The sequence below is a fragment of the Paenibacillus sp. JJ-223 genome, from assembly GCF_927798175.1.
In the GTDB taxonomy this organism is placed as follows: domain Bacteria; phylum Bacillota; class Bacilli; order Paenibacillales; family Paenibacillaceae; genus Paenibacillus; species Paenibacillus hubeiensis.
Genome location: NZ_CAKMMP010000015.1, coordinates 85,929 through 99,438 on the forward strand (window position 1 = coordinate 85,929; position 13,510 = coordinate 99,438).

The following is a 13,510-nucleotide window of genomic DNA, read 5'->3' on the forward strand; positions in this document are numbered from 1 at the left end:
ACACAAAAAACCTCTCTCCGGAAGCGGCGGGAAACGTGCAACGCGTATGCAAAAAGCACGTTCCCTCCCCTCACGGAGCAGAGGTTTTGTTGTTTTGAGCCTCGAGTCATAGACTGCACACCACGATCTCGACATCTGTATCGGCGAAAGCATCGCGAATGATGCCGCTGGCCTTCTCCCATTTCAATCGGTCAAGCCCACAGCCGATCTGCGGCATGGCCAATTTCTCGATCCCCTCTTCGAGACAGACATCCCTCATGGACTCTACGGCTTGGGTAAAGGAAGCATACGTCGGTTTGTACGAAAACTTAGCCTTTGTGACCAGGTTCAAAGTACGGCCGACGCGGTAACATCGCCCGATCTCCAATGGCTCGATCCTGGCCTGTTCCTGCAAGTTTTCCAGACCGAACCGCTGCCGAAACTGTACGGCAATGCCTGCCCCCATCCGTGCGTCCGCCGAAATGCAGTGGGCCAAAACGTAACGGTCATCCATGGCAAACAGGTCTTGTTGTATTTCGCGAAATTCCATCGCGGGTCCCCTCCTCCGGGCATGAATCCGAATCCGTCAGGCTTTGGCCAAACGTTCCTGAAAAGCCTTTAAGGTTTGCTGACCGCGACTGCGGTCATACACGGCAAATACGATCCGGTCAAACAGATTCCCGTATCCTTGACCAATCAACACGTCATGGAAATAAGCGGCCACCTTGGACGGGTCGTTTCGGAAAACGCCGCATCCGTATGCCCCAAGCACCATCGTGCGATGTCCATGCCCTGCAGCGACGTCCAAAATATAGGCAATACGCTGTTTCATCACGGCTTCAATCCGTTCGTCATCCGCCTCGCCCCGTTCCTTCACGACGCCCGCATTGACCGCAGGTGCCGTGATAAACGCGGAAGCATAATACTGGTCGAGCAGACGGTCTTCATCGTCCCGAATGACCGGAACGCCAGGGGAATAGATCATATGATCCGAGTACAGGCAGGTTCGGAGTTTACGATTAAACTCGTACATTTCCTGCATTTGGGCAATGCATGGATACAGACCCGTAGCCCTTGCCAAACTTTCCTCCTGGGCCTGACTCCCGCCAAGGAAACCGCCGCCCGGATTTTTGGCCGAAGCAAAGTTCAGGCAGGCCGCGTCCTGTCGTCCTTCGCCTACGATCAGACGAGCTGCCGCAGCCAGCGTCGTTTCCCCGGTTACTTCGATATGCGATAATCCTGCCGAAGTGGTGGAATTGGCCGCCTGCATCGCATGAACTTGCTCGCTCACCTTTGGCAATTCCTCCGGTCGGTACAACACCGAATTTCGAATGGCCTCTTGCAGATCCGCGGCAATGCTCACCCGGCGATCATAGCCATTCACGTATTCGCCTGCCTCCAGAATCGCTAACGTCTCTTGCGCGATGCGCGCACGGCCCGCGCGCTGTCCCGTACTTTTCAGACCATTATGGTTTGTATTCATCTCGATCACTTCCCTATAAGTTCTTCTCGCAGCCGGGTCAAAATTTCACCCAGCCAATTGCTGCCTCTCCATGTACTTCGATTGCGAATTCGCGGGTCTTCTTCCGCCAGCCCAACGCCCCAGATGCGGTCATCCGGGCTTGCTTCCACAAGGGTGGTTCCCTTCGTATCCAGCAGGGCCTTCAGCAGCTGTTCGTCCTGCGTGAATTTGGCGTAGTTGCCTTCGTAAACGATGCGCCTGCAGTGTTCTTCCCATACAGCCTGGTCGAAGCCCGCCACCTGCCTGCCCAGCCTTTTTTGGACCGAAGGAGAATTTGCCTTCATAATATTGTCCGCGATGGCCTGATCCCCGAACAGCAGTGCTTTCTGATGCATCATGTACTGCTCCGCGCTGGAGTAACTCGTGCCGTTTACCGTGAAACGGGCGGGATGCCACTGCGAGAACGGGGAAGCCGTCCGCCAAAAAAACGTAAATTTCTCTTTGCTCTCTTTGCTCATACTCTTATCCCCCTTTGCTTGAACGATTTGCTGATCTCATACTCAGTGTGGTTGTCCTACGCTCATCACCGTTCCTGAGAGTTCCTGAGAGTTCCTGAGAACAGGTCTACATGTTTTCCCGTTCCGGGTTCAACCGGTATAAACGGGAAGGACGATGTCCGCCATGATCCGCATATTCGCCGGTCTCGACGACCCAATCGGCGATTTTGCGCCGGAATGCCGCAGGTAACCACTTTTTGCCGCCAATGACTTCATACACTTTCTGCAATGCCGTCAGCGTGAACGTTTCAGGCATCAAATTGAACGCAATATCCGTATAGTCCACCTTGGAGCGCAGCCGCGCCAGCGCATAATGAATGATCTGTGCGTGATCAAAGGCAATGCCGTCCGTTTGCACGACTTTCATGCTGCTGCTCTGTACCCTTCCCGACGTCATTTCCTTCGTTTCAACGATCGCCGTCAGCTCCTCCGTGCCGTTCGTCAGCACCAGCTGTACCCTGCGCTCCAACGTGCGTCCACGCTCATGAATATGCCGCTTCTCCTCCAGCAGCCTCTCCTGCAGGCGAAACCAATCGGCTTCGCTCGCATCGTCCCCGGCCTCAAGCTCCAATTCCGTGCTGTCCACCAGCGCCATATACGAACAACTGATGACCCTTGTGCGCGGATCGCGATCCACGTCGCCCCACGTATACAGCTGCTCCAGATAGATATCGTCCAGTCCGGTCTCTGTCCGCAGCTCCCGTCTTGCGGCATCTTCCAGCGACTCTTGCATGGAGACGAATCCGCCCGGCAGTGCCCATTGGCCCAGGAAAGGATGCCCTCCCCTGCGGATGAGCAGCAGTTCGAGCGCAGGCTCGGCGAGCTTCCGGTAATTTTCCTGAACTTCGCTGCGCACCGTAAACACCAGCATATCCACCGTTACCGAGGGACGCTCATAATCGGCCGGATCGTACGACGCCAGAAACTGCTCCTCGCTCATTCGTTCATGATCGCCGCGGTCCAGCTCTTTTCCTTCGAATTTCTCTTCATGCTCCATAAACGAAAACCCCAATCCACGAACATCGTATTTTGTTATATACAATTTGTTATTAACAAAATGATATTAACAAATTAACACACCTCTCTTCCGGCTGTCAAATTTTCCAATTCTCGATATCTTTACATTCCAAAACTATGGTACAAAACACCATTGTTCTCCCTAGAATGCAGGTCAAGGTTTCTGGCATTTTTTGCTTTTAATCGCGTTTTCACTTGACCATATGTCAAACCAAACTTATTATTTAGTTAGTCGACTAATTAAAAGGATGGGAGCTATTATGAAACCTGCCGGAAACGATCGGTTAATGGGACAGATGTCCGAACTCGTCAAATTGCAGCGATACAAGGTCCACGAAATGCTGACGAACCACCCGGAATTGTACCCCGGCCAACCGCCCCTGCTCTTCAAGCTGGAACGGGAAGACGGCCAAACCCAGAAAAGCCTGGCCGAACAGCTTCATCGTGCCCCCGCCACCGTTACCGTCATGCTGAAACGCATGGAAGCCGCCGGATACGTGCGCCGCGAACCGGACCCCAACGATCTGCGCAGTCTGCGGGTGTATCTCACCGATCTCGGCCATGCGGCCCTTCGTGACTTGCGGGAAGCCTTTCAGGAACTTGAGCGCCATGCGCGCAAAGGATTTACGCCCGAGGAAGCGGAGTTGATGTCTTCGCTGGTGCAGCGCATGGTGCAGAATCTCAAGGAGCTTTGATTCATTCATCAATTTTAATGAGGTGATTATCTACTTGTGGACGCTCAAAAAATATTTGGCCCCCTATAAAACGGCGGCCATTCTTGCACCGCTGCTGATGGTGCTCGAGGTAGCCATGGACCTGCTTCAACCAAAGCTGATGTCGAGCATCGTGGACCATGGCGTGCTGGCAGGCAACCTGTCCCACATCGTAAGCACGGGACTGCTTATGCTTGCCTTTGCATTAATCGGTTGGGTCGGCGGTGCAGGCTGTACGCTGTTTTCCAGCAGAGCCTCCGTCGGATATGGCAGCGACCTGCGCCAGGAGCTGTTCGACCACATCCAGACGTTTTCCTTTCGCAACCTGGACGGATTCCAGCAAGGCTCGCTGATTACTCGCCTGACCAGCGACATTACCCAGATGCAGACGTTCGTGCAGATGCTGCTGCGCATGTTCATTCGTTCGCCGATGCTTATTATCGGGAGCGTGATCATGGCGTTTACGATCAGCGTCAAGCTGGCCCTGATCCTGCTGGTGACCATGCCCGTGCTGTTCATCCTGCTGTACGTTCTTATCAAAGCATCCTATCCGCTGTTTGCCGGCGTTCAGGAAAGGCTGGACAAAGTGAATGCCGTGCTTCAGGAAAATTTGGCAGGCATTCGCGTCGTCAAGGCGTTTGCGCGAGCCAAGCTGGAAAAGGAACGGTTCAACGAGTCCAATCAGGACTATACCAACACGGCCGTCAAAGCATGGCGCATCGTCACCCTGAACGTTCCCGTGTTAAACCTGATGCTGAACGCCACCGTCGTGGCCGTGCTGTGGTTCGGGGGTTTCCAGGTGACCAGCGGCGGATTGGCTGCAGGAGATCTGATCGCATTTATCAACTATGTTACCGTTGTGCTCTCTTCGCTGACGTCGATCGGCATGATGATGATGAGCTTCTCCCGCGCCAAAGTATCTGCCGCGCGGATTAATGAAGTGCTGAACACCGAGCCTGACATCCGATCAGCCAACTCCGATTCTTCAGCAGCGTCCAGGGTGCATCCGCTTGCGGCAGAAGCCGCAGCCTCAAGGACACCTCAGGGTAAGGGTGATTCCTTACCTACGCATAACCCGGACGTAGGCCGAATCGAATTCAGAGACGTTCACTTCCGTTACGACGGTGCAGATGCCTTGTCCGGCATCACGTTTACGGTTGAACCCGGACAGAAGGTCGCCTTGCTTGGTTCCACCGGCTCGGGCAAAACTTCGCTGGTGCAGCTGATCCCGCGCCTTTACGATGCAACGCAAGGCGAGGTGCTCGTGGGGGGCATCGATGTTCGCGACTGGAACCTGGAAGAACTGCGCCGCCGAGTCTCGATCGTGCTTCAAGAGGCCGTGCTCTTCAGCGGCAGCATCCGGGACAACATTTGCTTCGGCAGGCCGGACGCGACGGAGACGGAAATGAGAACCGCCGCCAAGGCCGCCGCAGCCGACGATTTCATCGCCAAGCTGAAAGACGGCTATGGCACAGAGCTCGGCCAGCGCGGCGTCAACCTGTCCGGAGGACAGAAACAGCGGATCTCGATCGCCCGTGCATTGCTGATGCAGCCGGACGTGCTGATTCTGGATGACAGCACAAGCGCGGTCGATCTGCGCACGGAAGCCGGCATCCAGCGGGCCTTGAAATCGCTCATGAAGGACCGGACTACCTTGCTGATCGCACAGCGCATTTCCTCCGTGATGGATGCCGACTGCATTTACGTGCTGGACGAAGGACGAATCGTGGCCAGCGGCACTCATGAGCAATTGCTGGAATGTTCGCCGCATTATCAGGCGATCCATGATTCCCAGCAGCGAAAGGAGGATGTGCAGTATGGCTAAAACAGCGACTACGCCGCACCAGCAGCATGTTATGCCGCCAATCGGAAGAGGCGGCCCTCCGGGCCGTATGCCGCTGCCCAAAGTGCGGGCCAAAAATGCCGGGCACACCCTGCTTCGCATCTGGTCCTACATGGGCCGTCAGCGAAAAGGCGTCATCGCCGCGCTTGTGCTCACGGCGCTGGGCACCCTACTGAATCTGGTAGGTCCCTACTTGCTTGGCCGTACCGTAAATGAGCACATCGTGCCCAAATTGACGGACGGACTGCTCAAAGACTGCCTGCTGCTTCTGACGGTATACGTCCTGTCATCGCTCATGTTATGGGGCCAGTCCTATGTCATGATCGGGGTCTCCCAGCTGACGGTCAAAGATTTGCGTCAGGCTTTGTTTTCCCGGCTGCAGCAGCTGCCCATTCGCTTTTTTGACCGGAACCAGAGCGGGGATCTGATGAGCCGGGCCACCAATGACATCGATAATGTCTCGACCACGCTGAACCAGAGCGTGACCCAACTGATGTCCAGCGCCATTTTGCTGGTCGGATCATTGTCCATTATGGTGGCGCTGGATATTCGCCTTACGTTGCTTAGCCTGGTGACGGTGCCGCTGATCATGTTTGCTACGAAAATGATTGCCTCCCGCACGCGCAAACATTTTACGGCGCAGCAGAAGCTGCTTGGCGAGCTGAACGGTTTTTCCCAGGAAACGATCGCCGGGCAAAAGGCCGTCATGGCCTATAATCGACAAGAGGAGTCGCGCAAACATTTCAAGGAATTGAATGATAAGCTCCGCACGGCAAGCACGCAGGCACAAACCGTATCCGGCCTTGTCGGTCCGACCATGAATGTCATGAACAATATCGGTTTCGCCATTTTGGCGGCCGTAGGCGGTTGGATGGCTTATCACGATCTGACGTCGATCGGCCTGATCGTCAGCTTCCTCGCTTATTCCAGACAGGTTGAACGCCCGATCAACGATCTCGCGAACCAGTACAATCTGATTCAAGCGGCCATTGCGGGCGCAGAACGCGTTTTTCAAATCATGGATACGCCGGGAGAGTATGAAGAGGAACAGGATCAACAACTGGAGCGCATTAATGGGAAGGTGGTATTCGACCACGTATCGTTTGGATACGATCCCGGGAAGGAAATATTAAAAGAGGTCAGCTTCACGGCCGAACCCGGCCAGATGATTGCCCTCGTGGGGCCTACGGGGGCAGGCAAAACGACCATTATCAATCTGCTGCCCCGATTCTATGACATTACAGGCGGAAAAATCACGATTGACGGCCAAGACATCACCGGGCTTGATAAGGACCATCTGCGGCAAAAGCTCGGCATAGTGCTCCAGGATGCTTACCTGTTCTCAGGCACGATTCGGGACAACATCGCTTATGGCAAACCTGATGCCACCGATGAGCAGATTATCCAGGCCGCCAAACTCGCCAATGCGCATGGATTCATCCGCAAGCTCGCTGATGGTTATGATACGCCGATTTTGGCCGGCGGGGGAAATCTCAGTCAGGGGCAGAGGCAGCTATTGACGATTGCGAGGGCGATTCTGGCCGATCCGGCCATCCTGATTCTGGATGAGGCGACCAGCAGCATCGATACCCGCACGGAGCTGCAGATTCAAGAGGCGATGCGCACGCTGATGAAGGGACGAACCAGCTTTGTGATCGCCCATCGACTGAGCACCATACGCGAGGCGGACCAGATTCTCGTCATCGATGCCGGCCAAATCGCGGAGCGGGGAACGCATGATGAGCTCATGCGCCAGCACGGATTCTATTATCAGCTTCATCAAAGCCAGCGCAGCTAAAATTACCTGATTTCATCTGCCCATAAAAAGATCGTGACGAACGCCGCACCGATTTCTCTTGGAATCGGATGCGGCGTTATTCGGTTTCCTTTCAGGAGACTCCGGCCACAATCGGCAAATGGAGCGTAAACGTAGATCCGATGCCGACCTCGCTCCGCACGGTAATTTTTCCGGCGTGATCCTGCGCGATCTTCTGGCAGAGGGCCAGTCCCAACCCGGTCCCTTCTTCCTTGGTAGTATAGAACGGATTGAAAATTTGCGTCAGGGCCTGCTCCGGGATGCCGCTGCCCGTATCCGTAATCGAGATCAGCGCCTGTTCCGGCGCATGCAAGAGTTCGATATGCACCTCGCCCGGGTCATGCATCGCTTCAAATGCGTTGCGGATCAGGTTGATCAGCACCTGAACGATTTTGTCCCGATCCATGTTGACGATGATGGTCTCGTTCACCATATTCAAATACATGCGATGCCCCCGCGAAGCAGCGTCCGATTCGGTCAGCGACATCACCCGTTCCAGGCAGTGGGCGATCTGTTCCGGTTTCATATGTTTGGCCTGAGGCTTGGAAAACTGCAAAAACTCGGCCGTGAGATCCGTCACCCTCGTAACCTCGCTCATGATGACTTCATACCACGGAGCAATGTTATAGGCCTGTCCGCGGGACAACTGAAGAAACCCCCGGATCGCTGTCAGCGGGTTTCGAATTTCGTGAGCCATGCCGGCCGCGAGTTCGCCTACCGCGCGCAGCCTTTCGGAGCGGAAAAGCTCTTCCTCGCTCTGTATCCATTTGTTGCGCTGCTGCTGAAGCAACCCGTCCTCCGCGATCGTAATGAATTGCTGCAATGACTCTGCGGTGCCTGGATATTCGGCAATGCTGTAGACCACCTGCAATGGACCGAAATCCGCATCAAGCAGGTGGCTTAACCGTTCTTTGACATGTTCGGCACACTGCAATTCAGGCAAAATGATCGCGAACCGGTCCCCGGAGTATCGGGATATGCCCGCTGCTTCCGGGAACGCTTGCGTAATGCTAACGCTGATATTTTTGATGACAGTGCTCCAATGATCCTCACCATCTCGATGAAAGCCGTTCAAATTCTGAATACTGAGCAAAATCAGCAAAAACGGACGTTGTTCCGCAGCGGTCCGATTCAATGCGGTTATGTATCCTTCATAGTTCAAAAGCCCTGTCAGCGGGTCATGTTGGGCCAGAAAAAAGTTTCGTTCCCGCAATTGGCGTTTTTCCGCCTCGCTTCTGGTCAACGTATGGTACAAAACAATAACGACGATTACCGTTAATATGTCAAACAACGAAACTAATGCCGTGTAAGAGCCTGTCGGCGTATAACTGAGCCGAATTATGGTATATTGGAACATCAGCAGCATGGAAATCGGCAGCGTGTGAGTGACACGCTGTTTATTCTCGATCATCGACAAAATAAGCATGTAGTAAAGCAGGCTGCACCAGTCCAGTTCGCTGAAATAATGGAATGTCCCCAGAAAAATCCATTGCACCAAACGCAATGCCGGATATTTCCGCTCTGCACAGATGCTTGCCATAAAGATCAATCCGGCCAAAATGGTAAGCCGGAGATTGGAGGTGTATCCCAGGTAAGAAGAGGACAGGATCACAAGCAAACATCCCACCGGAAAAATTATCATTTTCATCTTATAGCTCAGCAAACCCGCCTCGCCCCCTTTGACCATAAATGCTTCTACCTAACACCTCATTCACATGTATTATATCGAGTATGATTAGCTAATGTTGTCGATTATTGGAAGATGGGCAAATTCGTAATCATGCACAACCGCAAGCTTCAGGCAAAGTTGCACCACATTATGGTAATATATGTATTGAGGTGATTTCATGACGCTTCAACACAAAAAACTGGGTATCGGCTCGCTTTCGCTCCTGATCATTTTCCTGGGACTGTTGTTCAATCTGCCTACAGGCCATGATCACATTTCCTTCAGTCATCACCTGTTTCATTTTATGGGCGTGCCTGTGTACAGTAACGGCAACCAAGGACTGCATTATCCCTTCCTGGCAGCTGCGATATTCTGGGTTCCGGCTTTCTGGCTTGCGCGCAAGCACCGTTCTCATTACGGAACAGGTCTCTCCTATTATCTGTCCGGGCTAATGCTGGCTTTTTGCCTGATCGGCCCCCTAATCCTCATCCTGGATTGGTTCTTTTGAGAGTTATGGATGGAAGGCCAGCCGCATAAACGGAAATCATACCGAGCAGCAGGCAAAAAAAGCGGAATTCCGGGATGGAATTTCGCCTTTTTTGATATGCAGGTGTTTCAATCCATGGCTATCTTGATCATCCGGACCTAATATTTAGGTATAACGAAGGCATGAATGTGCATCCAGCTATTTTTTCGCTACGTATTTGCGAATGTCGAACGCAACGGCGGCGACGATAATCAAACCTTTGATAATAAGCTGCCAATACGGACTCACGCCGATAAAGGTCAGACCATAGTTGATGACGCCGAAAATGAGGACCCCTGCCATGACGCCGGGCACGGTGCCGATCCCTCCGGCGGTCGATACGCCGCCGACAACGCAAGCGGCAATAGCATCCAGCTCATACATGTTGCCGTAGTTGTTCGTGGCACCACCGGTGCGGGCGGCCTCAAGCACCCCGCCGAGTCCGTACAACGCACCCGCGATCGCATACAGCGCCACCAGGTTGCGTGCAACGTGAATGCCGGATACATGTGCGGCTTGAATGTTGCCGCCGATGGCGTACATGTTTTTGCCGAGACGTGTTTTGTTGAACACGACCCAGCAGACAAGGGCGATCGCTATGGCGATCAACACGATGTACGGGATCGAGTACCCTCCGCCCAAATCGATATACCCGGAACCGATAACGGTAAAATCGGGACGCAGCCCGCCGATCGGCTGCGACTGGTTCGGTTCGGTATCGAAGTAAATCGAGTTCAGTCCATATACCGCCACCATCGTGCCGAGCGTAGCAATGAACGGCGGCACGTTCAACTTCGCCACGATGATGCCGTTGACCAAGCCAACGGCCAAACCGGCCACGATGCCCACGAGGATCGGTATTCCTACCCACAAATGCGGCAGGTCGGGAAAGAAACGGTTGGCGTACTCATCCACCTGCAGCATGGATGCCGAGACCACGGCAGTCAGGCCGACGACCCGGCCTGCAGAAAGATCGACGCCGCCCGTAATCAGAATGAATGCCGCCCCCAGCGCGATGATGGCCCGAGTGGACGACTGCTGCAAAATGTCTCGCAATGTCGAGAATGCAAGGAAATTCGGATCGGCAATGGCGATGCCGACGACCAGCAGGATCAGCACGATAAAGATGGCCCGCTGCGTCACGTATTGCTTGACCTGGTTCACGATTGGTGTGTTCATCGGTTTCCCTCCCGACTAAGCCATGCGCTGCTGCGCGGCCAGTCTCATGATTTCCTGCTCCGTGGCATCGGCACCGTCGATGATCCCGGTCATGCGCCCTTCGCTCATGACCATGATGCGATCCGACATGCCGATCAGTTCGGGCATCTCCGAGCTGATCATGATGATGCTTTTGCCCTGTCTGGCAAGCTCGGTAATGATCGTGTAAATTTCGAATTTCGCCCCGACGTCAATGCCCCGCGTCGGCTCGTCAAGCAGCAAAATTTCCGGGTCGGTCAGAAGCCAGCGGGCCAACAGCACCTTCTGCTGATTACCGCCTGACAGGTTTCGAATCAGCGTGTTAACCGAAGGCGTTTTGGTTTTGAACTTTTGCGTCTGCTCGTACGCTTCCTCGCGCCCCTTCTTCTCGTCCAAAAGCCCAAGGCGATTCCGGTAGCGGCCAAGGCTTGCAATGATCGTATTTTCGTACACCGACAGCACCGGGAAAATGCCCGTAACCCTCCGTTCCTCCGTCAACAGCGCGATATTGTGGCGTTTCGCCGCCGCCGGGGAACCGATCCTCACCTTCCGCCCATGGATCGAGATCGTGCCCGAAGCAAGTCCGCGCAAGCCGAACAGCGATTCCATCAGCTCGGTGCGCTGCGCCCCGACAAGGCCGCCGATCCCGAGAATTTCGCCTTTTCTCAGCTCGAACGACACGTCCTTAAATGAATGCGGATGAATGGAAGTCAGTCCCTCCGCCTTCAGGATGACGTCGCCGGGGATATTGTTCCGCTCGGGGAAACGCTCGCTGAGATCGCGGCCCACCATACGCGTAATAATGAGATCCGTGGTCAAGTCCTTCGCTTCCCACGTGCCCACCACGAAGCCGTCCCGCATGATCGTGACTTCGTCCGAGATCGTCAGAATCTCTTCCATCTTGTGCGAAATGTAAATAATCGACACCCCGCGGCTGCGCAGCTCCCGGATGATCGCAAACAACTGTTCTACTTCCTTGCCGGTGAGGGAGGACGTCGGTTCGTCCATGACGATGACTTTGGAATGGAACGACACCGCCTTGGCGATCTCCACCGATTGTATTTTAGACACGGACAATGTCCGGGTCTGGGCCTTCGGGTCGATGTCCAGGTTCAGATCTTTGAACAGGGCCAACGTGTCGTCATACATGCGTTTCTCGTCCACGAACCAGCCCTTCATCGGAAATCGGCCAAGCCAAATGTTCTCCATTACCGGACGGTGCGGGACGGGATTCAGCTCCTGATGAATCATGGATATGCCGTGCTCAAGTGCAGCTTTGGAGCTGGAAATCTGCACCTGTTCTCCATCAATGCGAATCATGCCTTCATCGGGACGATACATGCCGAACAGGCATTTCATCAGCGTGGACTTGCCCGCCCCGTTCTCGCCCATCAGGGCATGCACCGTTCCCGGCTTGACCTTCAGCGTCACCTGGCTCAAGGCCTGCACGCCGGGAAACGCCTTGGATATGCCGTCCATCTCCAGCAGATACGGCGATTTCATGCTTGTTCTCCCCTTCCATAGCCTGGCAAAAAGGGACGTCCCCTCACGGCGGACGTCCCTGCTGTGCATTATTATTGGGCGTCGGCGATGTTGTCTTTCGTAATTTTTTTGTAAGCGATCCAGACGTATTTGCCGTCCGTAATGTCATAGCCCGTATTTTCCTTGGTCGGCGTCTCCCCTTTGGCGAGTACCGAAGCCAGCGCCACGGTTGCCGCGCCCTGGTTCTTTGCATCGTTCAGCACCGTGCCGAGCATCGTGCCGTCCTGCAGCGCCTGAATCGCCGGAGCCGTTGCGTCCACGCCGACGACCGGCATCGTTTTGCCGTCTTTGAAATATCCGGCCGCCTTCAGCGCTTCGATCGCGCCGAGGGCCATGTCGTCATTGTTCGCCAGCACGGCTTCAATTTTGTCCCCATGGGACGCAAGAAATGCCTGCATTTTTTCCTGTCCTTTGACGCGGTCCCACATCGCCGTATCCTCAGCCAGCGCCTCGACCTCGATGCCCGCATCCTGGATCGCCTGCACCGAATATTTGGTACGCAGCTCGGCATCCTGATGGCCCGGCTCGCCCTTCAGCATGACATACTGCAGCTTGCCGTCGCCGTTTTTGTCCGCTTCGGGATGCGCTTTCCAGTAATCCACGATGAGCTGGCCGGAAATCGTGCCCGATTCCTCCGCTTTGGCGCCAACGTAGTACACTTTATCCCATTTGTTCATATCCTCCGCAACCGGTTCGCGGTTCAGGAATACGACGGGAATGTCCGCTGCTTTTGCTTTGTCGATGATGACACCTGCAGCAGTCCGGTCTACCGGATTGACGGCCATCGCGTTGTATTTTTTGGATACAAACAGGTCCACTTTTTCGTTCTGCGTCGGCTGTGCGTTCTGGCTGTCCACGATGTCCAGTGCAGCTTTGCCTTCGGCCGCGGCGGTCATGGCATTGCGCACGCCGGTCATAAACGTGTCGTCGAATTTGTAGATGGCCACGCCGATCTTCGGCGTCTCTGCGACCGTTTCCGTTCCCGTCTTGTCGCCGCCCGTGTCGGTACCGGTACTGCCTCCCGCACTCTCTCCACCGCCGCTGCTGCAACCTGCCGCCACGACCATCATTGCAGTAACCAGCAGCGTCATCCATGTTTTCTTCATCCCTGATGACCTCCCCCAATTTCATTCGGTTAACCCGATGCCTTTATTATGAAAGGGTTTACATCCGATGCGAATACAATATC

At 54.6% G+C, this 13,510-nt stretch carries 12 protein-coding genes; 4 read left to right on the forward strand and 8 right to left on the reverse strand.

Going from position 1 to position 13,510, the window contains the following annotated elements; genetic code table 11:
• Positions 1-106: 106 nt before the first annotated feature.
• From L6H98_RS23865 to L6H98_RS23880, 4 genes are all read right to left on the reverse strand, one after another.
• A complete protein-coding gene (locus tag L6H98_RS23865; protein WP_236420183.1) occupies positions 107-529 on the reverse strand; it encodes a macro domain-containing protein in 423 nt (140 codons plus the stop codon).
• Positions 530-565: 36 nt separating this feature from the next.
• Entirely contained in the window at positions 566-1,462 is an 897-nt protein-coding gene (locus L6H98_RS23870; protein ID WP_236420184.1) for a TIGR02452 family protein, read from the reverse strand.
• Between the two features lie 5 nt (positions 1,463-1,467).
• Complete coding sequence (locus L6H98_RS23875) at positions 1,468-1,959, reverse strand: NADAR family protein (RefSeq protein WP_236420185.1); 492 nt, start codon at positions 1,957-1,959, stop codon at positions 1,468-1,470.
• 106 nt (positions 1,960-2,065) lie between these two features.
• Positions 2,066-2,995: an NUDIX domain-containing protein gene (locus tag L6H98_RS23880; protein ID WP_236420186.1), complete on the reverse strand. Its 930-nt coding sequence runs from the start codon at positions 2,993-2,995 to the stop codon at positions 2,066-2,068.
• 280 nt (positions 2,996-3,275) lie between these two features.
• Between L6H98_RS23880 and L6H98_RS23885 the strand changes: the two genes are divergently transcribed.
• The 3 genes from L6H98_RS23885 to L6H98_RS23895 are packed head-to-tail and all read left to right on the forward strand — an operon-like array spanning position 3,276 to position 7,369.
• On the forward strand, positions 3,276-3,710 hold the full coding sequence (locus L6H98_RS23885) for a MarR family transcriptional regulator (protein ID WP_236420187.1): 435 nt from the start codon (positions 3,276-3,278) through the stop codon (positions 3,708-3,710).
• Between the two features lie 34 nt (positions 3,711-3,744).
• The gene (locus L6H98_RS23890; RefSeq protein ID WP_236420188.1) at positions 3,745-5,553 is read left to right on the forward strand and encodes an ABC transporter ATP-binding protein; all 1,809 of its coding nucleotides are present in this window, start codon (positions 3,745-3,747) and stop codon (positions 5,551-5,553) included.
• The gene (locus L6H98_RS23895; RefSeq protein ID WP_236420189.1) at positions 5,546-7,369 is read left to right on the forward strand and encodes an ABC transporter ATP-binding protein; all 1,824 of its coding nucleotides are present in this window, start codon (positions 5,546-5,548) and stop codon (positions 7,367-7,369) included. The genes L6H98_RS23890 and L6H98_RS23895 overlap by 8 nt, the downstream gene beginning before the upstream one ends.
• A gap of 91 nt (positions 7,370-7,460) precedes the next feature.
• Here the strand turns inward: L6H98_RS23895 and L6H98_RS23900 are convergent, their stop codons facing one another.
• Positions 7,461-9,035, reverse strand: coding sequence for an ATP-binding protein (locus L6H98_RS23900; RefSeq protein ID WP_236420190.1), 1,575 nt, complete (start codon positions 9,033-9,035; stop codon positions 7,461-7,463).
• Between the two features lie 199 nt (positions 9,036-9,234).
• Here L6H98_RS23900 and L6H98_RS23905 point away from each other — a divergent pair, with 199 nt between their 5' ends.
• The gene (locus tag L6H98_RS23905) at positions 9,235-9,564 is read left to right on the forward strand and encodes a hypothetical protein (RefSeq protein WP_236420191.1); all 330 of its coding nucleotides are present in this window, start codon (positions 9,235-9,237) and stop codon (positions 9,562-9,564) included.
• 177 nt (positions 9,565-9,741) lie between these two features.
• Here the strand turns inward: L6H98_RS23905 and mglC are convergent, their stop codons facing one another.
• The 3 genes from mglC to L6H98_RS23920 form a co-directional block, all read right to left on the reverse strand.
• Positions 9,742-10,761 (reverse strand): galactose/methyl galactoside ABC transporter permease MglC, encoded by a 1,020-nt coding sequence (gene mglC, locus L6H98_RS23910; RefSeq protein WP_236420192.1) that lies wholly within the window; start codon positions 10,759-10,761, stop codon positions 9,742-9,744.
• A gap of 15 nt (positions 10,762-10,776) precedes the next feature.
• Positions 10,777-12,282, reverse strand: a complete 1,506-nt coding sequence (locus tag L6H98_RS23915; protein ID WP_236420193.1) for a sugar ABC transporter ATP-binding protein — start codon at positions 12,280-12,282, stop codon at positions 10,777-10,779.
• 71 nt (positions 12,283-12,353) lie between these two features.
• The gene (locus tag L6H98_RS23920) at positions 12,354-13,427 is read right to left on the reverse strand and encodes a galactose ABC transporter substrate-binding protein (protein ID WP_236420194.1); all 1,074 of its coding nucleotides are present in this window, start codon (positions 13,425-13,427) and stop codon (positions 12,354-12,356) included.
• Positions 13,428-13,510 lie beyond the last annotated feature (83 nt).

What these genes read in the sequence shown, in the direction of transcription:
- L6H98_RS23865 (WP_236420183.1), bottom strand. Translation starts at nt 529, where the DNA reads ATGGAATTTCGCGAAATACAACAAGACCTGTTTGCCATGGATGACCGT.
- L6H98_RS23870 (WP_236420184.1), bottom strand. Translation starts at nt 1,462, where the DNA reads ATGAATACAAACCATAATGGTCTGAAAAGTACGGGACAGCGCGCGGGC.
- L6H98_RS23875 (WP_236420185.1), bottom strand. Translation starts at nt 1,959, where the DNA reads ATGAGCAAAGAGAGCAAAGAGAAATTTACGTTTTTTTGGCGGACGGCT.
- L6H98_RS23880 (WP_236420186.1), bottom strand. Translation starts at nt 2,995, where the DNA reads ATGGAGCATGAAGAGAAATTCGAAGGAAAAGAGCTGGACCGCGGCGAT.
- L6H98_RS23885 (WP_236420187.1), top strand. Translation starts at nt 3,276, where the DNA reads ATGAAACCTGCCGGAAACGATCGGTTAATGGGACAGATGTCCGAACTC.
- L6H98_RS23895 (WP_236420189.1), top strand. Translation starts at nt 5,546, where the DNA reads ATGGCTAAAACAGCGACTACGCCGCACCAGCAGCATGTTATGCCGCCA.
- L6H98_RS23900 (WP_236420190.1), bottom strand. Translation starts at nt 9,035, where the DNA reads ATGAAAATGATAATTTTTCCGGTGGGATGTTTGCTTGTGATCCTGTCC.
- L6H98_RS23905 (WP_236420191.1), top strand. Translation starts at nt 9,235, where the DNA reads ATGACGCTTCAACACAAAAAACTGGGTATCGGCTCGCTTTCGCTCCTG.
- mglC (WP_236420192.1), bottom strand. Translation starts at nt 10,761, where the DNA reads ATGAACACACCAATCGTGAACCAGGTCAAGCAATACGTGACGCAGCGG.
- L6H98_RS23915 (WP_236420193.1), bottom strand. Translation starts at nt 12,282, where the DNA reads ATGAAATCGCCGTATCTGCTGGAGATGGACGGCATATCCAAGGCGTTT.
- L6H98_RS23920 (WP_236420194.1), bottom strand. Translation starts at nt 13,427, where the DNA reads ATGAAGAAAACATGGATGACGCTGCTGGTTACTGCAATGATGGTCGTG.